29 protein-coding genes are annotated in these 23,786 nt (G+C 67.3%); 20 read left to right on the top strand and 9 right to left on the bottom strand.

Annotated features, from left to right (window positions below; all coding sequences use genetic code 11):
- The 15 genes from ABQF13_RS02195 to ABQF13_RS02125 are packed head-to-tail and all read left to right on the top strand — an operon-like array spanning window position 1 to window position 11,568.
- Window positions 1-888, top strand: a complete 888-nt coding sequence (locus ABQF13_RS02195) for a NifU family protein (protein WP_448391051.1) — start codon at window positions 1-3, stop codon at window positions 886-888.
- A complete protein-coding gene (locus ABQF13_RS02190; RefSeq protein WP_448391050.1) occupies window positions 889-1,533 on the top strand; it encodes a DUF5947 family protein in 645 nt (214 codons plus the stop codon).
- On the top strand, window positions 1,530-2,174 hold the full coding sequence (locus ABQF13_RS02185) for a DUF6084 family protein (protein WP_448391049.1): 645 nt from the start codon (window positions 1,530-1,532) through the stop codon (window positions 2,172-2,174). Before ABQF13_RS02190 ends, ABQF13_RS02185 begins: the two co-directional genes overlap by 4 nt.
- Window positions 2,171-3,490, top strand: coding sequence for a hypothetical protein (locus ABQF13_RS02180; protein WP_448391048.1), 1,320 nt, complete (start codon window positions 2,171-2,173; stop codon window positions 3,488-3,490). The genes ABQF13_RS02185 and ABQF13_RS02180 overlap by 4 nt, the downstream gene beginning before the upstream one ends.
- A complete protein-coding gene (locus ABQF13_RS02175; RefSeq protein WP_448391047.1) occupies window positions 3,481-3,600 on the top strand; it encodes a DUF6893 family small protein in 120 nt (39 codons plus the stop codon). The genes ABQF13_RS02180 and ABQF13_RS02175 overlap by 10 nt, the downstream gene beginning before the upstream one ends.
- 4 nt (window positions 3,601-3,604) lie before the next feature.
- Window positions 3,605-4,099, top strand: coding sequence for a hydrogenase maturation protease (locus ABQF13_RS02170; RefSeq protein ID WP_448391046.1), 495 nt, complete (start codon window positions 3,605-3,607; stop codon window positions 4,097-4,099).
- A gap of 4 nt (window positions 4,100-4,103) precedes the next feature.
- Window positions 4,104-4,358, top strand: a complete 255-nt coding sequence (locus tag ABQF13_RS02165; RefSeq protein ID WP_448391045.1) for a HypC/HybG/HupF family hydrogenase formation chaperone — start codon at window positions 4,104-4,106, stop codon at window positions 4,356-4,358.
- A complete protein-coding gene (gene hypF, locus ABQF13_RS02160) occupies window positions 4,355-6,631 on the top strand; it encodes a carbamoyltransferase HypF (protein WP_448391044.1) in 2,277 nt (758 codons plus the stop codon). The genes ABQF13_RS02165 and hypF overlap by 4 nt, the downstream gene beginning before the upstream one ends.
- Window positions 6,628-7,347, top strand: coding sequence for a DUF6390 family protein (locus tag ABQF13_RS02155; protein WP_448391042.1), 720 nt, complete (start codon window positions 6,628-6,630; stop codon window positions 7,345-7,347). Before hypF ends, ABQF13_RS02155 begins: the two co-directional genes overlap by 4 nt.
- A complete protein-coding gene (locus tag ABQF13_RS02150) occupies window positions 7,344-8,087 on the top strand; it encodes a hydrogenase assembly protein HupF (RefSeq protein WP_448391041.1) in 744 nt (247 codons plus the stop codon). The genes ABQF13_RS02155 and ABQF13_RS02150 overlap by 4 nt, the downstream gene beginning before the upstream one ends.
- Window positions 8,084-8,758, top strand: a complete 675-nt coding sequence (locus ABQF13_RS02145) for a D-sedoheptulose-7-phosphate isomerase (protein WP_448391040.1) — start codon at window positions 8,084-8,086, stop codon at window positions 8,756-8,758. The genes ABQF13_RS02150 and ABQF13_RS02145 overlap by 4 nt, the downstream gene beginning before the upstream one ends.
- Window positions 8,755-9,861 carry a hydrogenase expression/formation protein HypE gene (hypE, locus tag ABQF13_RS02140; RefSeq protein WP_448391038.1) on the top strand — a complete coding sequence of 369 codons (1,107 nt, stop codon included), beginning with the start codon at window positions 8,755-8,757 and terminating at the stop codon, window positions 9,859-9,861. Before ABQF13_RS02145 ends, hypE begins: the two co-directional genes overlap by 4 nt.
- 24 nt (window positions 9,862-9,885) lie before the next feature.
- On the top strand, window positions 9,886-10,167 hold the full coding sequence (locus ABQF13_RS02135) for a HypC/HybG/HupF family hydrogenase formation chaperone (protein WP_448391036.1): 282 nt from the start codon (window positions 9,886-9,888) through the stop codon (window positions 10,165-10,167).
- Window position 10,168: 1 nt separating this feature from the next.
- Window positions 10,169-11,296 carry a hydrogenase formation protein HypD gene (gene hypD / locus ABQF13_RS02130; protein ID WP_448391034.1) on the top strand — a complete coding sequence of 376 codons (1,128 nt, stop codon included), beginning with the start codon at window positions 10,169-10,171 and terminating at the stop codon, window positions 11,294-11,296.
- A 26-nt stretch (window positions 11,297-11,322) separates the two neighbouring features.
- The gene (locus ABQF13_RS02125; RefSeq protein ID WP_448391032.1) at window positions 11,323-11,568 is read left to right on the top strand and encodes a hypothetical protein; all 246 of its coding nucleotides are present in this window, start codon (window positions 11,323-11,325) and stop codon (window positions 11,566-11,568) included.
- Between the two features lies 1 nt (window position 11,569).
- On the opposite strand, the gene ABQF13_RS02120 is transcribed toward ABQF13_RS02125, so the two are convergent.
- A complete protein-coding gene (locus ABQF13_RS02120; RefSeq protein ID WP_448391031.1) occupies window positions 11,570-11,764 on the bottom strand; it encodes a DUF3046 domain-containing protein in 195 nt (64 codons plus the stop codon).
- A 9-nt stretch (window positions 11,765-11,773) separates the two neighbouring features.
- Window positions 11,774-12,937 (bottom strand): glycosyltransferase, encoded by a 1,164-nt coding sequence (locus ABQF13_RS02115; protein WP_448391030.1) that lies wholly within the window; start codon window positions 12,935-12,937, stop codon window positions 11,774-11,776.
- Between the two features lie 42 nt (window positions 12,938-12,979).
- Between ABQF13_RS02115 and ABQF13_RS02110 the strand changes: the two genes are divergently transcribed.
- On the top strand, window positions 12,980-13,420 hold the full coding sequence (locus ABQF13_RS02110; RefSeq protein WP_448391029.1) for a limonene-1,2-epoxide hydrolase family protein: 441 nt from the start codon (window positions 12,980-12,982) through the stop codon (window positions 13,418-13,420).
- A gap of 28 nt (window positions 13,421-13,448) precedes the next feature.
- A complete protein-coding gene (locus ABQF13_RS02105) occupies window positions 13,449-13,865 on the top strand; it encodes a DUF5313 domain-containing protein (RefSeq protein WP_448391028.1) in 417 nt (138 codons plus the stop codon).
- 2 nt (window positions 13,866-13,867) lie between these two features.
- On the opposite strand, the gene pspM is transcribed toward ABQF13_RS02105, so the two are convergent.
- The 4 genes from pspM to pgsA form a co-directional block, all read right to left on the bottom strand.
- Window positions 13,868-14,698 (bottom strand): phage shock envelope stress response protein PspM, encoded by an 831-nt coding sequence (pspM, locus tag ABQF13_RS02100; protein ID WP_448391027.1) that lies wholly within the window; start codon window positions 14,696-14,698, stop codon window positions 13,868-13,870.
- 18 nt (window positions 14,699-14,716) lie between these two features.
- Complete coding sequence (pspA, locus tag ABQF13_RS02095; protein ID WP_448391026.1) at window positions 14,717-15,529, bottom strand: phage shock protein PspA; 813 nt, start codon at window positions 15,527-15,529, stop codon at window positions 14,717-14,719.
- Between the two features lie 108 nt (window positions 15,530-15,637).
- Window positions 15,638-15,964: a transcriptional regulator ClgR gene (gene clgR, locus ABQF13_RS02090; RefSeq protein WP_448391025.1), complete on the bottom strand. Its 327-nt coding sequence runs from the start codon at window positions 15,962-15,964 to the stop codon at window positions 15,638-15,640.
- Between the two features lie 101 nt (window positions 15,965-16,065).
- Window positions 16,066-16,653 carry a CDP-diacylglycerol--glycerol-3-phosphate 3-phosphatidyltransferase gene (gene pgsA / locus ABQF13_RS02085; RefSeq protein WP_448391024.1) on the bottom strand — a complete coding sequence of 196 codons (588 nt, stop codon included), beginning with the start codon at window positions 16,651-16,653 and terminating at the stop codon, window positions 16,066-16,068.
- Between the two features lie 68 nt (window positions 16,654-16,721).
- Between pgsA and ABQF13_RS02080 the strand changes: the two genes are divergently transcribed.
- Window positions 16,722-17,237 carry an amino-acid N-acetyltransferase gene (locus ABQF13_RS02080; protein ID WP_448391377.1) on the top strand — a complete coding sequence of 172 codons (516 nt, stop codon included), beginning with the start codon at window positions 16,722-16,724 and terminating at the stop codon, window positions 17,235-17,237.
- Window positions 17,238-17,273: 36 nt separating this feature from the next.
- On the opposite strand, the gene ABQF13_RS02075 is transcribed toward ABQF13_RS02080, so the two are convergent.
- Complete coding sequence (locus ABQF13_RS02075; RefSeq protein WP_448391023.1) at window positions 17,274-19,757, bottom strand: FtsK/SpoIIIE family DNA translocase; 2,484 nt, start codon at window positions 19,755-19,757, stop codon at window positions 17,274-17,276.
- A gap of 228 nt (window positions 19,758-19,985) precedes the next feature.
- Between ABQF13_RS02075 and ABQF13_RS02070 the strand changes: the two genes are divergently transcribed.
- Window positions 19,986-20,300, top strand: coding sequence for a putative quinol monooxygenase (locus ABQF13_RS02070; RefSeq protein ID WP_448391022.1), 315 nt, complete (start codon window positions 19,986-19,988; stop codon window positions 20,298-20,300).
- Window positions 20,300-21,112 (top strand): mycofactocin-coupled SDR family oxidoreductase, encoded by an 813-nt coding sequence (locus tag ABQF13_RS02065; protein WP_448391021.1) that lies wholly within the window; start codon window positions 20,300-20,302, stop codon window positions 21,110-21,112. The genes ABQF13_RS02070 and ABQF13_RS02065 overlap by 1 nt, the downstream gene beginning before the upstream one ends.
- Window positions 21,113-21,197: 85 nt before the next feature.
- Here the strand turns inward: ABQF13_RS02065 and ABQF13_RS02060 are convergent, their stop codons facing one another.
- Together ABQF13_RS02060 and dapA are read right to left on the bottom strand one after the other, a co-directional pair.
- Complete coding sequence (locus ABQF13_RS02060; RefSeq protein ID WP_448391019.1) at window positions 21,198-22,877, bottom strand: ribonuclease J; 1,680 nt, start codon at window positions 22,875-22,877, stop codon at window positions 21,198-21,200.
- On the bottom strand, window positions 22,877-23,779 hold the full coding sequence (gene dapA, locus ABQF13_RS02055; RefSeq protein ID WP_448391017.1) for a 4-hydroxy-tetrahydrodipicolinate synthase: 903 nt from the start codon (window positions 23,777-23,779) through the stop codon (window positions 22,877-22,879). Before dapA ends, ABQF13_RS02060 begins: the two co-directional genes overlap by 1 nt.
- Window positions 23,780-23,786 lie beyond the last annotated feature (7 nt).

Here is a 23,786-nt window from a genome sequence, read left to right as displayed (position 1 = left end):
ATGGCCCCGCCGACACTGCCAGGCCCGGACGAAATCCAGGACGACACGCAGTGGCGCATGGCGGGCGATCGTATCCAAAACTTGCTCGATGCATCGTCTTCGGGCGGTGCGGCTGCGCGAGCACGCGCCGAGCAGTTGGTCCGTGAGGTGACCGATCTCTACGGGGCCGCGCTCGAACGGATGATGGACGTGGTGATGGCCGCACAGCCCGAGCTCGCTGGCCAGTTGGCAGCCGACGACCTCGTCGCCAGCCTCTTGTTGGTGCACGGACTACACCCGCACGACGTCGAGCGCCGCGTGGGCCAAGCCTTGGACAGCGTGCGGCCCTACCTAGGATCGCATGGCGGCGACGTGGCTTTGGTCGGCGTCGATGACGGGGTGGTCCGGCTGCGGTTTCAAGGCAGCTGCAAGAGTTGCCCCTCCTCCGCGGTCACCCTGGAGTTGGCTGTTGAGGATGCCGTGCGCGCGGCGGCGCCGGAGATCGCCTCGATCGAAGTCATTGCCGCCGAGGACGACTCCGACCGGCATGTCATTCCCACCGAAACGTTGATGGCCCGCCTGCACCAACCGACTACATGGCAGCCGGTTCCCGAACTGGCCGAGTTGTCCGACGGGGAAGTCGGCGGGTTCCAGGTGATGGGTGCGACCGCACTGGTCTGCCGGCTGGGTGACACCTTTTACGCGTACCTGGACCGATGTCCAAGTTGCACAGACACGCTGGCAGGTGCACAACTGTTCGGCACCCTGCTGAAGTGCGCGGGATGTGGCGCCGGCTTCGACGTCGTCCGCGCCGGCGCCGGTGTCGGTGGAGACGGTCACCTTGAGCCGATTCCCGTGCTCGTGCGCGACGGCGTGCTGGCGATGGCCATCCCGCAGGAGGTGGCGTAGATGGCCAGCGTCGGCAATGTCACAGATGTACTGGCTCGCATCCGCGCCAGCCGAGCTACGCCACAACCGGCGGGCGAGCGGTGTGAGATGTGCGCGGAAACCATCGCCGACGAACACCAGCATGTGGTGAACCTGGAAGGTCGCCAACTCATGTGTGTCTGTCGCGGCTGCTATCTGCTGTTCACCGATACCGATGCCGACCTGCGTTATCGGGCTGTTCCCGACCGCTACCTTGCATTCGGCGATTTTGCGCTCGACCGCCGTGGGTGGGATGCCTTGCAGATTCCCGTCGGGCTGGCATTCTTTTTCCACAACTCGGCGCTCGACCGCACGGTCGCGTGCTACCCGGGGCCGGCAGGCGCCACCGAATCCGAGCTCGATCTGCAGGCGTGGGATGACATTCGGACCACCGATCCTCGGGTGGAAACACTCGTCGCCGACACCGAGGCGCTTCTCGTCCGGGTGCCCGACGACGAAAGCAGCCCGCCACTGGCATATCTGATACCGATCGACGCCTGCTATGAGTTCGTCGGCCGGCTGCGCATGATGTGGCGAGGCTTCGACGGCGGTCAAGACGTCCGCGTCTACATCGACCAGTACTTCGATTTGCTCGACGCCCGGAGCAAAATGGTGGACCCGGCATGAATGACGTCACGTTCGCCGTCCTCGACGTCGCACCGGAACGCTACGCAGTAACACCGATCCTCATGGCGCGCATCGGCATCGCCTCGGGGTCCGAGGAACCGGTACATGCCATTGCACTGAAATGCCAGGTACGCATCGAGCCGTCGCGTAGAGCGTATACCGACGATGAGGCCGCCGGGCTGACCGATCTGTTCGGACCGCGGGAGCGTTGGGCCGCCACCCAGCATTCCTTCCTGTGGCAGCACGCCGTCGCGATGGTGCCGGGATTCACCGGCACCACCCAGATACAGATGCCGCTCGAGTGCACGTATGACTTCGAGGTGGCGGCCGCCAAGTACCTACACGCGCTGCGCGAGGGCGCCATCCCGCTGCAGTTCCTGTTCAGTGGCACTGTTTTCGCCGCCGGCGCTCGCGGTTTCACCGTCCAGCAGGTGCCCTGGGACCGCGACGAACGCTACGACATGCCGGCGACCGTGTGGCGGAACCTGATCCGGCAGCACTTTCCGAACACCGACTGGCTACGCCTCGACCGCGACACCATCGACGCACTGATCGCGTACCGTAACGCGCGGGGCCTGCTCGGGTTCGACGACGCGATCATGTCGCTGCTGACAGTGCCCGCCACCGGGGAGCTCCCATGACGGTCGACTGGGATCACGCCCGCGCCGTCGCCGAGGCGGTGCTCTACGAGGGCTACCTGCTCTACCCGTATCGGGCCAATTCGCGAAAGAACCAGTCGCGCTGGCAGTTCGGCGTGCTCGGACCAACAGGTGCCGCCGACGCCGGCATCGGCGAGGACAGTTCGCTGTCCGCCCAGGTGCTGTTGCATCCGCACGGCGTCCCGTGGATCTCGGGGGCGGTCCGCTTCCTGCAACTGCAACACCGCGGCACCGAACGCGCTCTCGGTGACGGCCGTTTCGCGCCGGTCGAGGAACTCGTCGCTGGCACGCAGACGTGGCTGCGCTGGGACGAGGCCGTCGAGCGCGAGATCACCGTCGAACGCTTCCCGGTCCCCAGCCTGCCCCGCACGATCGACATAGCGGTACCCGCAGGACGTGAGGTGGAATCCGTCGACGGCGGCAGGCTGGTCCGCACCCGACAGCAGCTGCACGGTCTGCTCTCGATATCCGCAGAACCCTACGGCGACCTGCTGGGGCTCACTTTCGAGGTGCGCAACACCGCATCTCCCGCCGCCGACAAGAACCAGGCGATCGCTACCTCGCTGATCGGCACGCACCTGCTCATCGAAGTCACCGACGGCGAGTTCGTATCGCTGCTGGATCCACCGGATGCGGCGGCCGACGCGGTGGCGCGGCTGCGCCAGCACCGGTGCTTCCCTGTCCTTGCCGGTCCCCCGGGCAGCGGCGAACTCGTGCTCGCGTCGCCGATCATCCTCTACGACCACCCTCAGATCGCCGAACAGAGCACGGGGGCGCTCTACGACTCCACCGAGATCGACGAGATCCTCACGCTTCGGGTCATGACGATGACCGACGAGGAGAAGGCACAGGCCCGCGCCACCGATCCCCTGGCCGCCCAGCTCATCGACCGCTGCGATTCGATGTCCCCCGAGGCGATGCTCAACCTGCATGGCGTGCTGCGCAATCCGCATGCCGACTTGGTTCCCGAGGTGCCCGCGGGTGTCGACTGGTGGGACCCGACCGCAGACACCGCGGTGCGCCCGGAAACCGATGCGGTGCTGGTGAACGGCGTAGCAGTGGCGCGGGGTAGCCGGGTGCGGCTGCGCCCGTCACGTCGGGCAGATGCCCAGGATCTCTTCTATGCCAACCGGATCGCGCACGTCACCTCGGTGCATGAAGACGTCGACGGCGATCACCACATCGGCGTGGTGCTCGAGGACGACCCGGCTGCCGACATGCACGACTGGTACGGCAGGTACCTGTACTTCGCCCCCGATGAAGTCGAACCGCTGGAAGGGAGTTCGAAATGGAAGTAGTGGGTTGGGTCGCCGTCGGTATTGCCGCCGTCGTCGTGCTCGCCGCGGCGGTGCTCGGCCTGAGGTCGGTCCCGGATGCGAAGCGTTACCTCAAGATGCGCCGGATGTAGCCAGGTGCCGACACCCCTGGGGATTCTGGTTGCCGGGATCGGCAACATCTTCCTCGGCGACGACGGGTTCGGCTCCGAGGTGATCCGCCGCCTTCCCGAGAGCCTCGCCGCGCCGCGGGTCCGGATCGTGGACTACGGGATCCGCGGCGTGCACCTGGCCTATGACCTACTGGACGGATGCCAGGCGCTGGTGCTCGTCGACGCCATCCCGAACCAGGGCGCGCCGGGGACGTTGCACGTCTTGAAGGCTGACCACGAAACCGTTACCGCCGCCACGGGTCTGGACGGGCACGCGATGGATCCGCAAGCGGTATTCGCCAGCCTGACCGCGCTTGGCGGCACCCCGCCCGAGACCGTGGTGATCGGCTGCGAGGCCGCCAATGTCGACGAGGGCATCGGCCTGTCCGCAATGGTGGAGGCAGCGGTTCCTGGTGCGGTACAGGCCGTCGTCGACGCCGTCGCCGAGCTCTCCGCGCGCTGCGTCGTGAGGGGAGGCTGAACCGATGTGCCTGGGAATACCGGGGCAGGTGGTGCACATGCTGGACGGCTACGGCGATCAACTGGCCCTCGTCGACGTCGCAGGCGAGCAGCGCAAGGTCAACGTCGGAATGCTGCCGGAAGTAACCTTCGGCCCTGGGGATTGGGTGATCATTCACATGGGTTTTGTCGTCGAGAAGACCGACAAGGCCGGCGCCGACGCGGCGATGTCGGGCCTGGAGCTGATGGGCAGGGGTCAGGACGTCGAGGATCCGCCATGACCGGCAGGGTCAGGTTGCGTGTCGACGTGCACGGCGCGGTGCAGGGTGTGGGCTTTCGGCCGTTCGTGTACTCGTGCGCGGCAGCGCTGAGCCTGGCCGGCTGTGTGCGCAACGACAGTTCCGGTGCCGTCATCGAAGTCGAGGGCGACGCCGGCGACGTCGAAGCATTCCTGAGCCGACTGTGCGACCAACCTCCGCCGCTGGCGGTGATCGAATCCGTTGAAATCCAGCCGGTTCCGCTGGTCGGTGGCACCGGGTTCGTCATCGCCGATACGTTGCGCACCGACGGGGCCCGCACCTTGACGTCGCCCGACGTCGCCATGTGCGCACAGTGCGCCGCCGAGCAGGCCGACCCTTGCGACCGGCGCTACCGGCACCCGTTCATCAACTGCACCAACTGCGGCCCGCGTTTCACGATCATCGGCTCGCTGCCGTACGACCGCGCGTCCACCACGATGGCGGCGTTCGAAATGTGTCCGGAATGTGCCCGCGAATACCACGATCCCGGCGACCGCAGGTTCCACGCCCAACCGATCTGCTGCCCGGACTGCGGACCCGCGCTGACCTACCGGAACGGCTCCGGCCGGTCGTCGACCGGCGAAAACGGGCTGCGGGCGGCCCGGGAAGTGCTGCGCGACGGCGGCGTGCTGGCGGTCAAGGGCATCGGCGGCTACCACCTCGCCTGCGACGCGGGAAACGCCCGCGCCGTGGCCGAGCTGCGGTTGCGAAAACATCGCGGCGACAAGCCGTTCGCCGTCATGGTGCCCGACCTGGCCACCGCCCGGGACATCGCCGAGGTGGACGACGCGTCGGCGCGGATGCTCTCGGGTCCCCAGCGCCCGATCGTGCTGATGCCGCGACGGCCCAAAGCGCCCGTGGCCGAGGCTGTCGCACCGCACAACCCGGACCTGGGCGTGCTGCTCGCTTATGCGCCGTTGCACCCGTTGTTGTTCGGTCTGCCCGGCGACGTGCCGGGGCCGGCGGTACTGGTGATGACCTCAGGGAACCTGGCCGGCGAGCCGATCTGTTTCGCCGACGATGATGCCCTCGAGCGGCTTTCGCACCTCGCCGACGGTTGGCTGATGCACGACCGCGCGATCCTGGTGCCGTGCGACGATTCTGTCATCCGCGCGGTGGCCGGCCGCGAGGTGCCGATCCGGCGTTCGCGCGGATATGCGCCGCTACCGATCGCATTGCCCGTGCCGGTACCGCCGACCCTGGCCGTCGGCGCCGACCTGAAGAACACGATGGCGGTCGCCGACGGCAAATACGCGTGGCTCAGCCAGCACATCGGCGACATGGACGATTTGGCGACGTTGTGCGCGTTCGATTCGGCCCAGCAGCACCTACAGGCTCTCACCGCGGTCACCCCACAGGTGTTGGTCGCCGACGCCCACCCGATGTACCGGTCGACGCAGTGGGCCAACCGCAACGCCGCACACCGACCGGTCCGCACAGTCCAACACCACCACGCGCATATCGCCGCGGTGATGGCCGAACACGGTCTGGGTGACTCCGCGCAGGTGCTCGGCTTCGCGTTCGACGGAACGGGTTACGGCACCGACGGCGCGGTATGGGGCGGCGAGGTACTGCTCGCCGGATACAAGGGCTTTCAGCGCCTGGCGCACCTGAAGTACGTGCCGATGGCCGGCGGCGACGTCAGCGTGCTGCGCCCGTACCGAATGGCGCTCTCGCACCTGTGGGCCGCTGGTATCGCGTGGGATGCCGACCTGGCGCCCGTCGCCAGCTGCCCGCCCGACGAACGAAAAGTACTGGGCCGCCAACTCGAAACGGGCTTCGGCTGCACCTCCACGTCGAGCATGGGCCGCCTGTTCGACGCGGTGTCTGCGCTGGCCGGGGTGCGCCAGGTGGTCGCCTACGAGGCGCAAGCGGCGATCGAGCTGGAGGGCCTGTCCCGCGGCGACGACGGCGACACAGGCGCTTACGCGTTCACCGTGTATGACGGCGTGATCGATCCGGCGCCGGTACTTCGGGCGGTGATTGCCGACCGACGCGCCGGGGTAGCGACCGGAACCATCGGCGCCCGGTTCCATCGTGCCGTCGCGGAGGTGATCGTGCGGATCGCGTGTGCCGAACGGGAGATGTCTTCGACAGTGGCGCTGTCGGGTGGGGTGTTCCAGAACGCGATGCTGCTGACACTTGCGCTGACGCGATTGCAAGACAACGGATTCGATGTCATCACGCCGCACCGGGTGCCGTCGAATGATGGTGGCATCGCGCTGGGCCAATTGCTGGTGGGGAATTCCGGATGACTGGGTTGACGACGGGTCAGACACTGTTCGGTCGGTATGCCTACCCGCCGAATGAATTGGGCTATTGCGGTCCGGCAGAGGCTGGCGGTAGCTCCGGTCTCGCGTCGCACGCCGCGGAGTTCGACGGCGCCTGGCCGTATTTGCGGGCCGTCGCCGAAGCGCTCGGCTCCGATGCGCTTGACGAGGAGGTGGTCGACAGCTACTGGGTCGGCGGTCCGGCGCTGTCCAAGGTGGATCCCGCCGACCTGCTCGCCCGGCTGCGTTCGGCGTTCACGGGCCAGCTCACCGGCCTGCTCGACGAGGTCTCCCCCAGCTCCGACGTGTTGGCGCATCACAGCTTCCACGTCTTTGTGGTCTATCCCTGGGTGCGCTTCCTCGGCCGCGACGCGGCCACCGCCGTGCGCGTCATGCAGAACTGCCGCATCCGGTGGGGCACCGTCGAATCCATCGACGGCCAGCGCGCGGTGATCTCGTCGCACCCACTGCAGTTCAAAAACGGCAGCCTGGCGCTCGGCGCTCTGGAGACCGAAACCGTGCACTGGGCCAAGGGCGCCGTGTCGCTGACCCCCGCGCCGATGCCGGGCACCGTCGTCTCGGCGCACTGGGACTGGGTGTGCGCAACCCTGACCGAAACCGAATGCGCAGCACTGGAAGCCGCCACCGGCGCCACGCTGAAGCTTGTCAATTCACTCGTGGAGAAGGGGGTTGATCGATGACCGTCACCACGCGACCGGGCGGGTCATACGTCGACGCCGCGCTGTCAGCCGACCTTGCCGCGGCCGCACTGGACATGGCTCGACGATTTCACGACGGCGCCACGCTGTGGGTCATCTCGCCGCAATGGGAACCGCATGCCCACCACGTCGCCGTCGAGTTCGTCCACCCAGTGATCATGGGCAAGCGGGCGCTGCCGTCGGTCGCCCTCGTCGAACCCGATCCGGTGGCGCAGGCTCGGGTGGCCAGCCAACCCGGCGACCTGCTGATCGCGGTCGCGTCCGCCGACGAGCCGGCCGTCGTCGACGCGATGCGCCGCGCGCAGGCATGGGGTGTCCTGACCCTGTGGATCGGTTCTGGTCCGCGCCCGAAAACTGGTGGTGCCAACCATATCCTGTGGGTCGACTCCGACGATCCGATGCTGCCGGCCACCGGAACGTTTGTGTTGATGTACCACCTGCTCTGGGAACTCACCCACGTCTGTTTCGAACATCCCGGCCTGCTTAAGTCCGCCGACCGCACCGATGACATCTGTATCACCTGCAGTGACCAGGGCCGGGTGGCCGAGGTGCTGCTGGAACCCACCGCCGCAACCGACCTGGCGCTTGTGCGCACCGCCGAGGGCGAGGAATGGGTGGACGTCACGCTGCTCGGCGGCGTCGCGACCAACGACCTGGTGCTCGTCCACGCCGGCGCGGCCATTTCACGCCTCGACGACATCGGAAGGGAGATGACCCGATGACCGAGCCTGAAAGCACCGGCTTCCTGTATCCGTTCATCGAATCCGAAGAGTCCGACGCCACCAGCCTCCTGGACGATCTGAGTTCCTCGGCGCGCGGTAAGGCCGCCGAAAGCGCGCGGCTGCAAGGCGAATCGCTGGCCGAATACGACGCAGCGTTGACCGCGGCAGGCACCGAGATGGCCGATCGATTTGGCCGCGGCGGACGGCTCTACACCTTCGGAAACGGTGGCAGCTCCACCGATGCCGCGACGCTGGCGTCGCTGTTCAGCCGGCCTGCCCGTGGGCGCCCGGTGGCGGCGTGGTCGCTGGCCGCCGACAACGCCGTGGTCACCGCGCTGGGCAACGATGTCGGGTTCGAGCTGATCTTCAAGCGCCAGATCATCGCCCACGCCCGCGAGCGGGACATCGCGATCGCGTTGTCGACGTCGGGTAATTCGGAGGACCTGATGACGGCCATCAGCGAGGCCAAGCGCCGCGATCTGTTGACGATCGGGTTCTCCGGCCACGACGGCGGGCGGATGGCCGGCGCCGAGGACCTGGACTACTGCTTCACCGTGCATTCACAGAGCATCCACCGCATCCAGGAGAGCCACGCCATGCTCGGTTACCGGCTCTGGTCCGTCGCCCAGGAAAACCTGGCCCGTCCCCGCAATGGAGCGCAGACACGATGACCGGCACCGTCGACAGGGCAATGAGCGCGGCCGAGCGCGAAGACCGGGCGCTCGAACGCATCGACAGACAACGGCAGCGCCGACCGCGCCTGCTCGACGATGTGGTGACGCTCGCGCACGGCGCAGGCGGCAAGTCCTCGGCGGCACTGGTGGATGCGGTGTTCCTCGAGGCGTTCCGCAATGACGAACTCGAACAGCTCGGTGACGCGGCCACCCTGCGTACCGCCTCCGGTGAGCGGTTGGCGTTCTCCACCGATTCGTATGTCGTTTCGCCGCGGCGCTTTCCGGGCGGCTCCATCGGCCACGTCGCGGTGCACGGCACAATCAACGACCTCGCCGTGTCGGGCGCGCAGCCGCAATGGCTGTCCGCGGCCTTCGTCATCGAGGAAGGCTTTGCGATCGCCGAACTGCGCGAGATCGTCGCCGACATGAGCGTTGCGGCGGCGGCGGCCGGTGTGCAGATCGTCACCGGCGACACCAAGGTGGTCGGCAGGGGCGCCGCCGACGGCGTGTACGTGTGCACGGCCGGTGTCGGCGCGATCCCCGCGCACAGAAGGCTCTCCCGCGAGCTCGTGCAACCCGGCGACAAGGTGCTGCTGTCCGGAACCATCGGCGAGCACGGCATGGCGGTCATGCTGGCGCGCGGTGATCTGGCCATCGACGCCGACATCACCTCCGACACCGCACCCGTACACGAGCTGGTGGAGATCCTGTTGGCGGCGGCGCCGTCGACGCGGTGGATGCGCGACGCCACCCGCGGCGGTGTCGGCACGGTGGCCAACGAACTGGTCAAGGACCGCCCGTTCGCGCTGATCCTCGACGAGGACAGGATTCCCGTCGCGCCGCAGGTGCTCGGCGCGTGCGACATGCTCGGCATCGACCCGCTGTACGTGGCCAACGAGGGCAAGTTCGTCGCCGTCGTACCCGCTCGGGAAGCCGAGCCGGCCGTCTCGGCACTACGCGCCCACCCGCAGGGCGCCGAGGCTGCAGTCGTCGGCGAGATCATCCCCGAGCCGCCCGGAATCGTGGCGCTGCGAACATCTTTCGGCGGCAGCCGGATCGTCGACATGCTCGTCGGCGACCCACTGCCGCGAATCTGCTGAACGGACAACGAAAGGGAGAAGCTCATGTGTTTGGGCATTCCCGGTCAGGTGGTCGACATCGTCGACGCCGAACAGTCCCTGGCCAAGGTCGACGTCAACGGCGTGCGTCGCAACATCAGCGTGCGGCTGCTGGCCGACGACAACTTGCGCGTCGGCGACTGGGTGCTGGTGCACGTCGGATTCGCGATGGCCAAGATCGACGAACGCGAGGCCGCGATGACCCTCGACCAGGTGCAGAAGATGGGCGCCGACTACGTGACCGAGATGGAAGCGTTCACCTCATCCGAAATCGCCTGGGAGGCTTGATATGAGATTCGTCGACGAATTTCGGGACCCGGCAGCGGCGCGCGCCCTGGTCCGCTCGATCACCGAGCTCGCCGGTGGCGACGACTTCAAGTTCATGGAGGTGTGCGGCGGCCATACCCACACCATCTACCGGCACGGCATCGAGCACCTGCTGCCCGAGTCCGTAGAGCTGGTGCACGGACCGGGATGTCCGGTGTGTGTCATCCCGATGGGCCGGATCGACGACGCGATGTGGCTGGCCGAACAGCCCGGCATCATCTTCACGACCTTCGGCGACATGATGCGCGTGCCGGGATCCAACGGCACCCTGATCGCTGCCAAGGCGCGGGGCGCCGACGTGCGGTTCGTCTACTCCCCGCTCGACGCGCTCAAGGTGGCCGTCGACAATCCCGACCGGCACGTGGTGTTCTTCGCCGTCGGCTTCGAAACCACCGCCCCGTCGACCGCTGTGACGCTGGTACGCGCACGCGCGCGGGGCGTGAAGAACTTCAGCGTGTTCTGCAACCACGTCACGATCGTTCCGCCGATCAAGGCCATTCTCGAATCGCCCGATCTGCGACTGGCGGGGTTTCTCGGGCCCGGCCACGTGTCGACGGTGGTGGGCCTGCGCCCATACCGCTTCGTACCCGACGTGTACGGCAAGCCGATGGTGGTGGCCGGATTCGAGCCACTGGACATCCTGGCCTCGGTGCACATGCTGCTGGCGCAGATCCGGCAGGGACGTTGTGAGGTCGAAAACCAGTACACCCGGGTGGTTCGCGCCGAAGGCAACACCCAGGCGTTGAAGCTGATGGCCGAGACGTTCGAGCTGCGTCCACACTTCGAATGGCGCGGTCTGGGGTTCATCTCGCAGAGCGCGCTCAAGGTTCACCGCGACTACGCCGAGTTCGACGCCGAGGCCACCTTCGACATGCCCGGCCTGCGGGTCGCCGACCCCAAGGCGTGCCAGTGCGGCGAGGTCCTCAAGGGCGTGATCAAACCGTGGGAATGCAAGGTGTTCGGCACCGCCTGCACTCCTGAGACCCCGATCGGGACGTGCATGGTGTCCGCCGAGGGCGCCTGCGCCGCGTACTACAACTTCGGCCGGCTGCACCGGGAAACCGCGCTGGTGCTCGGCCGCCGCGAATAGCGAGAAACCCATCGAGAGGAGTTGCCATGACAGAGCCGGAAGACAACGAGACCCGAGACACCGGTTCGGACGTGCCATCCGGAGGACCCGCGGATCGCCCGTCGGGTGAATACCAGGGCGACGAGTCCGTCCCCGCATACGGAAGTGACGAAAAGCCCGATTTCGAAACCAGCTTCACGAATGAGCCGCCGAAGGACGTCGAGTCCGCCACCCCACCCTACGAAGGGCGGCAAGCCTCTGCGAAGCCGGCCGGCGGCGAAGACAAGCGTTGACTCACCACTGATCGCGCGGGACGTCGAAGTCTGCGCACAGCGCGCGCCAGACGTCGCGCGGGTCGACGCCGTCCTCGATGGCCTGCGTCGCCGTGCGACCGCCTAACCCGGTCAGCACATGGTCGACGATGATCGACGCGCCGCGGACGGGGCCGAACTGTCCCTCGACGAGTTCACGGAATTCGGTCAAGCGCACCACTCAAACTTACGTGAGCGCGTTATGGCACGCGCGTACCGGATCCTCGACGTCGGACACCGACGCGCCGGCCCGGCACGCGGCATCGCGGTAGCGCGGTGCCGACAACACCTCGCTCACCGCCGACGCCAACCCGTCCGCGGTCAACGGCCGCACCAGCTGTCCGCTGCCTTGGCGCACAACGCGGTTGGCGATCTCCCACTGATCACCGCCGCCGGGCACCACCACCAGCGGCACCCCGGCCAGCAGCGCCTTGGACACCATGCCGTGTCCGCCGCCGCAGACCACCACGTCGGCGTGGGCCAGCAGGTCATCCTGGCGGCCCAGGCCGACGACCGCCCACGGCGGCGCCGGCCCGTCGGGGCCGGACAGCCGCGACACCACCAGGCGCGAGCCCTCGGGCAGCGTCTCCCCCGGCCTCAACCCCTCCAGCGCCACCTCCGCCAGCCCGCCGGTCCCCGTCGTCGCCGTCGACGGGGCGACCATCACCAGGGGGCCCGCACCGGGCGGCACCGTCAGCACCGAGGACGTCGGCTCGAAGTGCAGCGGCCCGACCACCACGGCCTCGGCAGGCCAGTCGGGGCGTGGCACCTCCAACGCGGGCAGCGTCGCGATCAGCCGCCGCAGGGGTCCCGGATCGGTTGGCGGCAAACCGATTTCGACGCGGGCCGCTGCGCGCTGCCGCAGTCCTTCGCGCCACGACCGGGCGCTCAGCGCGCGCATCACCGCGTCACGCAGCCGCCCCCGCATCCCGAGGCCCGGCGCCAGCCCGCTACCCACCGGCGGCAGCCCCTTCGACGGCCGGTACAGCGGGTGCGGGTTCAACTCGATCCACGGCAGACCCAGCAACTCGGCGCAGAACGCGCCGGCGACCGTGATCGCATCCGACACCACCAGATCCGGCGCCAGCGCCCGCAGCTGCGGCGCGTTCTGCACGGCCATGCGGGCCGCGCGCTGGTTGATCTTGGCGCCGGCGTCCGCGTCGTCGTCGAGATCGGTCGCGTCAAGCCCAAGGAGTTCGACGGCGTCCACCCCGACAGCGCGGGCGGTGTCCAGCCATTCCTTGCCGGTCACCAGCGTCGGTGCATCCCCGGCGTCCACAAATCGAAGGCACAGCGCGAGCGCCGGAAAGGTGTGCCCGGGATCGGGTCCGGCAACTATCGCGACGCGCATTGGCCTACCGTGCCACAGGGCCAGCGCACTAGGCTGACTGCCATGACCGACCAGGCTGCCGCACTGAGATCTAACCTCGACAACGTGCGCACGGTGGAGACCTTCCTCTACGCGCTGCAGGACGAGGACTTCGACACCGTCGACAAATCACTCGCCGACGGGATCGAGTGGCAGAACGTCGGGCTTCCCACCATCCACGGCCGCCAGCGGATCGTAGACCTGATGCGGCGCGGTCAAGGCCGCATGGGATTCGAGGTCAAGATCCACCGCATCGCCGGCGAAGGCAGCGCAGTGCTGACCGAGCGCACCGACGCGCTGGTGTTCGGCCCGGTCCGGATCCAGTTCTGGGTGTGCGGCACGTTCGAAGTCCACGGCGGGCGCATCACCTTGTGGCGCGACTACTTCGACACGCTGGACTTCCTCAAGGGCACGGCGCGCGGCCTGATCGCCACGGTGTTCCCGTCGCTGCGGCCGGGAATGTAACCGCGCGTCGGTAACATAGACAGTCGATATGACTACCGAGAAACCACCCACCCGACCCAACGTCTGGGAGTACATCGGATACAGCTACGGCCGTCGCCTGCCCGACTCGATGCGCGACTGGGTGCGAAACGACCTGGCCGGCGAGGGCGCGACGCGCAGAATGATGATCCGCGTCTTCATTCCCGCGTTCTTGGTGATGGCACCGTTCTGGTTCATCCCGACGACCCTGGACGTGCACCTGACGATGACACTGCCGATCCTGATCCCGTTCGTCTACTTCTCGCACGCCCTCAACAAGGTGTGGCGCCGGCACATGCTGGCCAAACACGGCCTGGACCCGGCCCTGGTCGACGAGATCTCACGCCGCAAAAAGGCCCATGTGCACCAGGCGTACGCCGAACGCTACGGTCCGCGCTCGGGCCCGCCGAGCTCACACGACATCTAAAGCTACGCGCCGCGCAGTTGACCCAACTCGTCGAACGCCTGCGCCCATCCGGACAGCCGGTCGGTGGCGTTGGACAGTTGCTCGCGGTAGCGCTGCTGCGACATCGGCGAACGCGACATCGGCCCGGCATTGACCGCGGAAACCAGTTGCGCTGCGGCGTCGACCATTTCGTTGTACTGTCGCGCGCCCTGGTGAAGTTGGGCGGTGTAGGCGTTGATGGTGGGCCCCAGGTGCACCCGCGACTGCGGCGCCGATCGGACCGCGCGCTCCATCGACACCACCTCGGTCGCGGTCGCCGCCATCGTGGTGGCCGTCTGATTGGCCGCGACGGTCAGTTCGCGCAGTTCATCGCGCGGCAGCATCCGGCCTCGCTCCATGACGCCCAGCAGCGAGAACAGTCCCCGCTCCGAGGACGCCAGCGCGGCCATGGGTTGCCGCGCCGCCGAACCCCACGGCGGCAGCCGGCGCGCGGCGCGGGAACGTTGCGGCGGCAAGGGCTCGCGTCGTAGCCATCGGTACCGCAGGAACGTCAGGGTCGCCAGGAACGCCGCACCCGCAGCGATGGGAATCGGGATGAACAGCACCCACGCCGGGGTGCTCCAGGACGCCACCACCGCGGTGACTGCGATCCAGAACACCGACGACACGGCAAAGAACAGCGTCAGCCGCAGCGCCCAGCGTCGCTTTCGCAACAGCTTGGCGCGCGGATCGGATGCGGCGTTGAGCTTCTCGGCCAGCACGTCGGACCACTCGGCGGCGGTGTCAATACCACTTTGCAACCCACGCTGCAGCAACGACCGCCAGGCCTCCGGTCGACTCGAGCGTGGGTTCATCGCGCTTCCAAACAAAAACTATTGGGACAACGGGTTTTCCGGTGCCGCCTGCTGGTCGGTGGCCGGCTTGGCCGGAGCGGGCGTCGCGGTGCCACCGGCCGGCAGCTGCTCGCCGCGCATCGAGGCCCGGATCTGCTCCAGCCGGGAATGGCCGGCCATCTGCACGCTGGCCTGCTGTACTTCGAGCATCCGGCCCTGCACCGAGTTCTGGGCCAACTCGGCCGAACCCATCGCGTTGGCGTAGCGGCGCTCGATCTTCTGCCGCACCTCGTCGAGGCTCGGCGTGGCGCCCGGCGCGGCGAGCTCGCTCATCGACTGCAGCGACGCGCTGACCTGCTCCTGCATCTTGGCCTGCTCGAGCTGCGAGAGCAGCTTGGTGCGCTCGCCGATCTTCTGCTGCAGCATCATCGCGTTTTGCTCGACGGCCTTCTTGGCCTGACCGGCTGCCTGAAGTGCCTGGTCGTGCAGGCCCTTGAGGTCTTCGACGCTCTGCTCGGCGGTCACCAGCTGCGCGGCGAACGCCTCGGCGGCGTTGTTGTATTCGGTGGCCTTGGCGGCGTCGCCGGCCTCGGTAGCCTGATCGGCCAGGGTCAGCGCCTGACGGACGTTGACCTGCAGCTTCTCGATATCGGCAAGCTGGCGGTTGAGCCGCATCTCCAGCTGCCGCTGATTACCGATGACCTGGGCGGCCTGCTGGGTCAGCGTCTGGTGCTGGCGCTGCGCCTCCTCGATGGCCTGCTGAATCTGCACCTTCGGGTCGGCGTACTCGTCGACCTTGGAGCTGAACAGCGCCATCAGGTAGCGCCACGCCTTGACGAACGGATTGGCCATGGATCATTCCGCCTTCGTGTCTGAGGTTTTCTCGGGCTCGCCGGCGCCCCGGGTCACCGTCCTGCCCAATCTATCGGTTCGGCACCGATCGCCACACCCAGAACCGGTTCAGGCCACAGCCATCGACACGGCCTGCGGAATGACGACTTTGGTGCTGGCGTCGATGTTGGCCGCCCCCGCGCCGGTGAACGCGACGTGCTCCTCGCGCTCCATCTCCTCGCCGGCGTGCGACAGCACCCGCGACAACGGGACGTCCAGCGCGCCGCAGATGGCGTTGAGCAGCTCACTTGAGGCTTCCTTGCGGCCGCGCTCCACCTCGGACAGATAGCCGAGGCTGACGCGCGCGGAGTCGGACACTTCGCGCAACGTACGACCCTGCTCGATACGGGCACGACGCAGCACGTCGCCGATCACCTCGCGCAGCAATGCCGTCATCGTGCTCTCCTTACGAACTCGGGTCGAGGGGTTCCTACTAGGCAACGCTGTGCACCACGGCGATGGTTCCCGGATGGCGCAGATCAACTGCAAAAAGGCGCTCAGGCCCGGGCTCGGGAATCCCTGGCCGCCGAGATGACGTAGTCGATGCCGGTGAGCACGGTCAACGCGATCGCAGCCCACATGACCACCCACGCGCCGGCCAGCCAGGTGCCCGAGAGGGGCAGGATGAACAGGCCGATCGCCACGGCCTGCACCAACGTTTTGAGTTTGCCGCCGCGGCTGGCCGGGATGACGCCGTGGCGCAGCACCGCGAACCGCAGCACGGTGATCCCGACCTCCCGCACCAGGATCACCGCGGTAATCCACCACGGCAGATCGCCGAGGACCGATAGCCCGATCAGCGCGGCCCCGATCAGCGCCTTGTCGGCAATCGGATCGGCGAGGGCGCCGAACTCGGTGACCATGCCGTAGCTGCGCGCCAACGCCCCATCGAACCGGTCGGTGATGACCGCGACTGCGAACACCACGAATGCGGCTATCCGCCAGAAGGTTTCATGTCCGTCGCCGACGAACAAAAAAGCCACGAACACCGGAACCAACGCCATCCGCACGCCGGTGAGCATGTTCGCGATATTCGCCACCCGGGCGCGCGGAACCAGCGGATCAGTATGAGGTTGGCCCGGCACCGCCACAGAATATCGGTTGCTCAAACCGATACCCTCCACGTGTGAGCACAGATCCCGATCGGGTCGTCGTGCGGCGAGCCCGGACCTCGGACGTGCCTGCGATAAAAGCGTTGGTGGACATCTACGCCGGCAAGATTCTGCTGGAGAAGAACCTGGTGAACCTCTACGAGGCGGTCCAGGAATTCTGGGTGGCCGAGTTGGACGGCGAGCTGATCGGCTGCGGCGCGCTGCACGTGTTGTGGTCCGACCTCGGCGAGGTGCGCACCGTGGCGGTGCATCCGAAGGTTCGCAGCCGCGGCATCGGGCACGCGATCGTCGACCAGCTGCTGGCGGTGGCCGAGGAACTGCGCCTGGAGCGTATCTTCGTGCTCACCTTCGAGGTGGAGTTTTTCACCGCACACGGGTTCGTCGAGATCGACGGCACACCGGTGACCGCGGAGGTCTACGAAGAGATGTGCCGCTCTTATGACACCGGTGTCGCGGAGTTCCTCGACCTGTCCTTCGTCAAGCCCAACATCCTCGGCAACACCCGCATGCTCCTCACCCTCGCCGAAAGGGACAAACGGGCGCCAAAGTGCGAGTGAAACCCGCCAATACGTCGATCTCAGCGCCAGACATGCTCACTCCGTGTCGTCGGCGCCCTCGTCGTCGTCACCGTTGTCGCCGGTACCGCGGATCGACGCCAGCGTGGCCGCCAGCTCGTCGGGCTTGACCAGCACCTCGCGCGCCTTGGAGCCTTCGCTGGGGCCGACGATGTTGCGGGTCTCCATCAGGTCCATCAACCGGCCGGCCTTGGCGAAGCCCACCCGCAGTTTGCGCTGCAGCATCGACGTCGAGCCGAATTGGCTGGACACCACCAGCTCCACGGCCTGCAGGAAGACGTCCATATCGTCGCCGATGTCGGGGTCGACGTCGGTACGTTCGCTGGTGGTCTTGGCGGTGGTGACGCCCTCGGTGTACTCGGGCTCGGCCTGGGCCTTGGTGGCCTCGACGACGGCGTGGATCTCGTCGTCGGTGATGAACGCGCCCTGTAGGCGGATCGGCTTGTTGGCGCCCATCGGCAGAAACAGCCCGTCGCCCATGCCGATCAGCTTCTCGGCGCCCTGCTGGTCGAGGATCACGCGGCTGTCGGTCAGCGACGACGTCGCGAACGCCAACCGGGACGGCACGTTGGTCTTGATCAGGCCGGTGACCACGTCGACCGAGGGCCGCTGGGTCGCCAGCACGAGGTGGATCCCCGCGGCGCGGGCCTTCTGCGTGATACGCACGATCGCGTCTTCGACGTCGCGCGGAGCGGTCATCATCAGGTCGGCCAACTCGTCAACGATCGCCACCACGTACGGGTACGGCCTGTACTCGCGCTGGCTGCCCAGCGGCGTGGTGATCTCTCCGGAGCGCACCTTCTTGTTGAAGTCGTCGATGTGGCGCACCTTGGAGGCCTGCATGTCCTGGTATCGCTGCTCCATCTCCTCGACCAGCCACGCCAGCGCGGCGGCCGCTTTCTTGGGCTGCGTGATGATCGGCGTGATCAGGTGCGGAATGCCTTCGTACGGGGTGAGTTCCACCATCTTCGGGTCGATCAGGATCATCCTGACCTCTTCCGGGGTGGCCCGCGCCAGCAGCGAGATCAGCATCGAGTTGACGAAGCTCGACTTACCCGAGCCGGTAGAGCCGGCCACCAGCAGGTGCGGCATCTTCGCGAGGTTGGCCGAGATATATTCGCCCTCAATGTCTTTGCCGAGCCCGATGACCAACGGGTGGTGGTCGCCGCGGGTGGACGGATCGGTCAGCACGTCGGCGAGGCGCACCATCTCCCGGTCGGTGTTGGGTACCTCGATACCCACCGCCGACTTGCCGGGGATCGGCGCCAGCATCCGCACGCTCTCGGTGGCCACCGCGTAGGCGATATTGCGGTGCAGCGCTGTGATTTTCTCGACCTTTACGCCCGGGCCCAACTCGACTTCGTAGCGGGTGACGGTCGGGCCGCGGGTGCAACCGGTGACCGATGCGTTGACCTTGAACTGCTGGAGCACCTCGTTGATGGCGTCGACCATCCGGTCGTTGGCCGCGCTGCGCAGCTTGGGCGGATCGCCCACGATCAACAGGTCCAGCGGCGGCAGCGTGTAGGGACCCTCGACCACGCGGTCCAGTGAGAGCGCCTGCTTCTTGGTGGGTTTCTTCTTTCGGGGCCGAGCGGTCGGCTCCGGAACGGTGGGAGCCTCGTCGTCGATCGGGTAGTTGTCCATCGGCGAGCCGGTCGGCCACGCCTGCGCCCCGTCGTCGCCGTATCCGGCGGGATCGTCGTAGTAGCCGTCGGAGAAATCGTCGGCCTGCGCGGCGACGGCGTCGTCCTCGTCGTCGTAGTCCTCGTCGTCGTGCTCGCCACCGAAGCCGCGCGTGGAAAACATCATCTGCAGCGTCGACGGCACCTCACGAATCGTCGTCCCGGTGACCAGCAGAACACCGAAGAGCACCCCCATGAACAGCAGCGGCGCCGCGATCCACGCGGTGAGGCCGTCAGAGAGCGGACCGCCGATCGCGAACCCGAGGAACCCGGCGGCGTGCTGGCGGGCGGCCGGATCGACGGGCGAGCCGGCCCACAGATGCCACAGGCCCAGCGCCGGCAGCGCGATCATCGCCGCGCCGAGGACCAGGCGTGGCCGGGCGTCGGGATCGGGTTCGGTGCGCATCAGCACCAGCGCCACGGCGACCAGCACGATCGGCAGCAGCACCACCGCGGAACCGATGAGCACCCGCAGGAACGTGTCGATCCACTCCCCGACGGGTCGGGCCGCGTCGAACCAGGAACTCGCGACGATCACCACCGCGATGCCCAGCAGCGCCAGCGCGATACCGTCGCGGCGGTGTCCCGGTTCGAGGTCGCGGGCGCGACCAACCGAACGGGCCGTCGACCCCGCGCCCTTGGCGAGCATCAGCCAGCCTGCCCGCATGCCGCGGCCCACAGTGGCGCCGGCGGTGGCCACCGGCGACGGGTGCCGCCGCGGTGCTGGCTTGCGCCGTGGCGTGGAGCGCGAGCCGCCCCGTGAACCGGCCTTTGACCTGTTCGAACGGGTTCCAGAGCGCGCGACGGTCTTGCTAGCCATACCTGTCAGCGTAGTCGCAACCGCCCCAGAAACAACATCTGCCACACTGGTCACAGAAAGGTATCACTTCGGCTCCGAGCTGGCATCCCCGTGCCGAAACATTGTTTTCGCTGCGTATACCGCTATTGCGGTGGCCGCGCCGATCGCGACCTAGGTCAACGTGGTGTGGACGACGAGCAGTAGGCTGTGCACTCGTCCAGCAGGCACTCATCGAGGAGCTCATCGCCCATGCCGATCGTCGTCGTCGCAACCATGACCGCCAAGCCCGAGTCCGTGGACACCGTGCGGGCGGCCTGCCAGCAGGCCGTCGAGGCAGTGCACCAGGAACCCGGCTGCGAGCTGTATGCGCTGCACGAAGCCGACGGCACGTTCGTGTTCGTCGAGCAGTGGGCCGATGCCGAAGCCCTGCAGGCCCACAGCGCCGCACCCGCGGTCGCGAACCTGTTCGGCACGGTCGGTGAGCATCTAGACGGCGCGCCGGACATCAAGATGCTGCAACCGGTGGTCGCCGGTGATCCGAGCAAGGGTCAGCTCCGCAGCTGATGGGCGGCCTCGACGGCAAGGTTGCGTTCATCACGGGCGCCGCTCGCGGGCAGGGCCGCGCGGAGGCGGTCCGGCTGGCCTCCGAAGGCGCCGACATCATCGCTGTCGACATCTGCGCCCAGATCGCATCGGTGCCCTACCCGCTGGCCACCGCCGAGGATCTCGCGACGACTGTCAAGCTCGTCGAAGACACCGGGGCGCGAATTGTGGCCCGCCAGGCCGACGTTCGCGATCAGGATGCGTTGGCCTCGGCGCTGCAGGCCGGAATCGATCAGCTCGGGCGGCTCGACATCGTTATCGCCAACGCCGGCATCGCGCCCATGCAGTCCGGCGCCGACGGCTGGCGCGACGTCATCGACGTCAATCTCACCGGCGTGCATCACACCGTCGAGGTCGCGATCCCGACGGTGGTGCAGCAGGGCCAGGGCGGCTCGATTGTGCTCACCAGTTCGGTGGCCGGGTTGATCGGTGTCGGCAGCGACGACGCCGGCGCCATCGGCTATGTCGCCGCCAAACACGGCATCGTCGGTTTGATGCGACTCTACGCCAATCTGCTTGCCCAGCACAGCATCCGGGTCAACTCCATTCATCCGGCCGGTGTCGACACCCCGATGATCAACAACGACGCCACGCGGCAATGGCTGGGCAGCATCGAGGAGAAGACACCGCAGGAGATGGGCAACGCGTTGCCGGTGCAGGTGCTCTCAGCCGAGGACATCGCCGACGCGGTGGCCTGGCTGGTGTCCGACGATGCGCGCTACATCACCGGGGTGGCGCTGCCGGTGGACGCCGGATCGGCCAACAAGCGCTGAGACGGCTCACGATTCGTCGAAACTGTAAATCCGCAGAGAAAGGTCGAGTGGAGCCCTGCGGGAATACAGTTTCGCGGCAAGGGCCTCAGACCTCGATGACCGTCGGCACGATCATCGGCTGACGACGGTAGGTCTCCCCCACCCACTTGCCGACCGCGCGGCGCACTGCCTGGGCGATGCGCGTGACGTCGGTGACGTTCTCGGCGGCAAGGGCTTCCAACGCTTCCTCGACCTTGCGTGTGGCGGGTTCCAGCGACTTCGGATCCTCGGAGAATCCGCGCGAGTGCAGATGCGCGGGTGCGGCCGCACGTCCGGTTCCGCGCCGCACCACCACCGTCACCGCGATGAAACCCGAAGAGAGCGTGAGGCGTTCGCCGACCACCGTTTCACCGACGTCGCCCGTGATCATCCCGTCGACGAAAATCTTGCCGGTCGGCACCGCGCCGGCGATCGACGCCCGGCCGGCCGCGAGATCCACGCTGACACCGTTCTCCGCCAGCACGATGTGTTCCTGCGGTACTCCGGTGCGCGCGGCCAGCGCCGCGTTCGCGCGCATCATCCGCCACGTACCGTGCACCGGCATGACATTGCGCGGCCGTACTCCGTTGTAGAGGAACAGCAGTTCGCCGGCGTACGCATGACCGGATACATGCACGCGCACATGCTGGTTGGTCACGACGCGCGCACCGATCTTCGCCAGGGCATCTAGCACGCCGAAGATCGCTTCCTCGTTGCCGGGAATCTGCGAGGACGACATGATGATGAGGTCACCCGAAGTCAGCGTGATGCTGCGATGCTCACCGCGCGACATCCGCGAGAGGGCGGCCATCGGTTCGCCCTGTGTGCCCGTGGTGAGCAGGACCACCTGCTCGGGCGGCAACATCTCCGCTACGCCGATGTCGATGATGTCGTCGTCGTTGGCGACGCTGAGATAGCCGAGTTCCTTGGCGATCCCCATGTTGCGCACCATCGACCGGCCGACGAACGACACCTTGCGACCGAGCGCGACGGAGGCATCGATGATCTGTTGCACGCGACCGACGTTCGAGGCGAAGCACGCCACGATGACCCGGCCCTGCGCACTGCGTATCAGCCGGTGCATGTTCGGCCCGATCTCACTTTCCGACGGGCCGACGCCGGGCAGCTCGGCGTTCGTCGAATCGCACAGGAACAGATCCACCCCGGCGTCGCCGAGCCGCGACATCCCGGGCAGATCGGTCGGTTTGCCGTCGGGCGGAGACTGGTCGAGCTTGATGTCACCGGTGTGCAGCACCGTGCCTGCGCCGGTGTGGACCGCGATGGCCAGGCAGCCGGGGATCGAGTGGTTGACCGCGAAATATTCACATTCGAATACCCCGTGCGTTGAGCTCTGATCTGCGTCGACCTCGATGAACGCCGGTTTGATGCGGTGCTCCCGGCACTTCTCGGCGACCAGCGCAAGGGTGAACTTCGACCCGACGACCGGGATGTCGGGGCGCATTTTGAGCAGAAACGGGATCGCGCCGATGTGGTCCTCGTGCGCGTGGGTCAGGACCAGCGCCTCCACCTCGTCGAGGCGGTTCTCGATGAGGCGCAGATCGGGCAGGATCAGGTCGACGCCCGGTTCGTCATGGGTCGGAAACAACACCCCGCAGTCGATGATCAGCAGCCGACCCAGGTGCTCGAAAACGGTCATGTTGCGGCCGATTTCGCTGATCCCGCCCAGCGCGGTGACCCGCAGTGCACCTGGGGCCAACGGTCCCGGGGGCTTGAGTTGTTCGTCCACTATTGCAACACCGCAGCAGCCCGCATATCGGCGGCCAGCGCGTCGACCTCGTCGGGGCTCGGCGCCACCAGCGGCAGGCGTGGATCACCGGTCTCGATGCCCTGTAGCCGCAGACCGGCCTTGACCATCGGCACACCGCCCAGCCGCGACATCGCGTTGCAGAGCGGCGCGATCGAGGCGTTGACCTTGCGGGCGGTGGCGATGTCGCCGGCCTGGAAAGCGGTGATCAACTCGCGCAGCTGGCTCGCCGCGAAGTGCGCGATTACGCTGATGAACCCGGTGGCGCCCATCGCCAGCCAGGGTAGGTTGAGCGCGTCATCGCCGGAGTAGTAGGCCAACCCCGTCTCGGCCATGACCTGCGCCCCGGCGTGCAGGTCACCCTTGGCGTCCTTGACCCCGACGATGTTGGGGTGCTCGGCAAGCGTGCGCAGAGTGTCGGGTTGGATCGGGACCACCGACCGGGGCGGAATGTCGTAGAGCAACACCGGCAGCGTGGTGGCGTCGGCGACAGCGGTGAAATGCGCGATGAGACCGGCCTGCGAAGGCCGCGAGTAATACGGCGTCACCACCAGCAGCCCGTGGGCGCCCACACCCGCGCACGTCTCGGCCAGCCGCACGCTGTGCTCGGTGTCGTTGCTGCCCGCCCCGGCGATGATGCGCGCCCGGTCGCCCACCGCGTCGACCACCGCACGCAGCATGGTGACCTTCTCGTAGTCGGCCGTGGTCGGCGACTCACCAGTGGTGCCCGACAGCACCAACCCGTCACAGCCGGCATCGATGAGGTGGGTGGCCAGTTGTATTGCAGCGTCGGTGTCGATAGAGCCGTCGGATCCGTACGGCGTCGCCATCGCAGTCAGCACCGTGCCAAAGCGGGCAGATGCGTCGAATCCACTGGTCGTCACGGCGCCT

This window comes from Mycolicibacterium sp. XJ879, assembly GCF_053483935.1.
The sequence above is the reverse complement of the archived record's forward strand: the minus strand, read 5'-3'. Positions and strand labels throughout refer to the sequence as shown.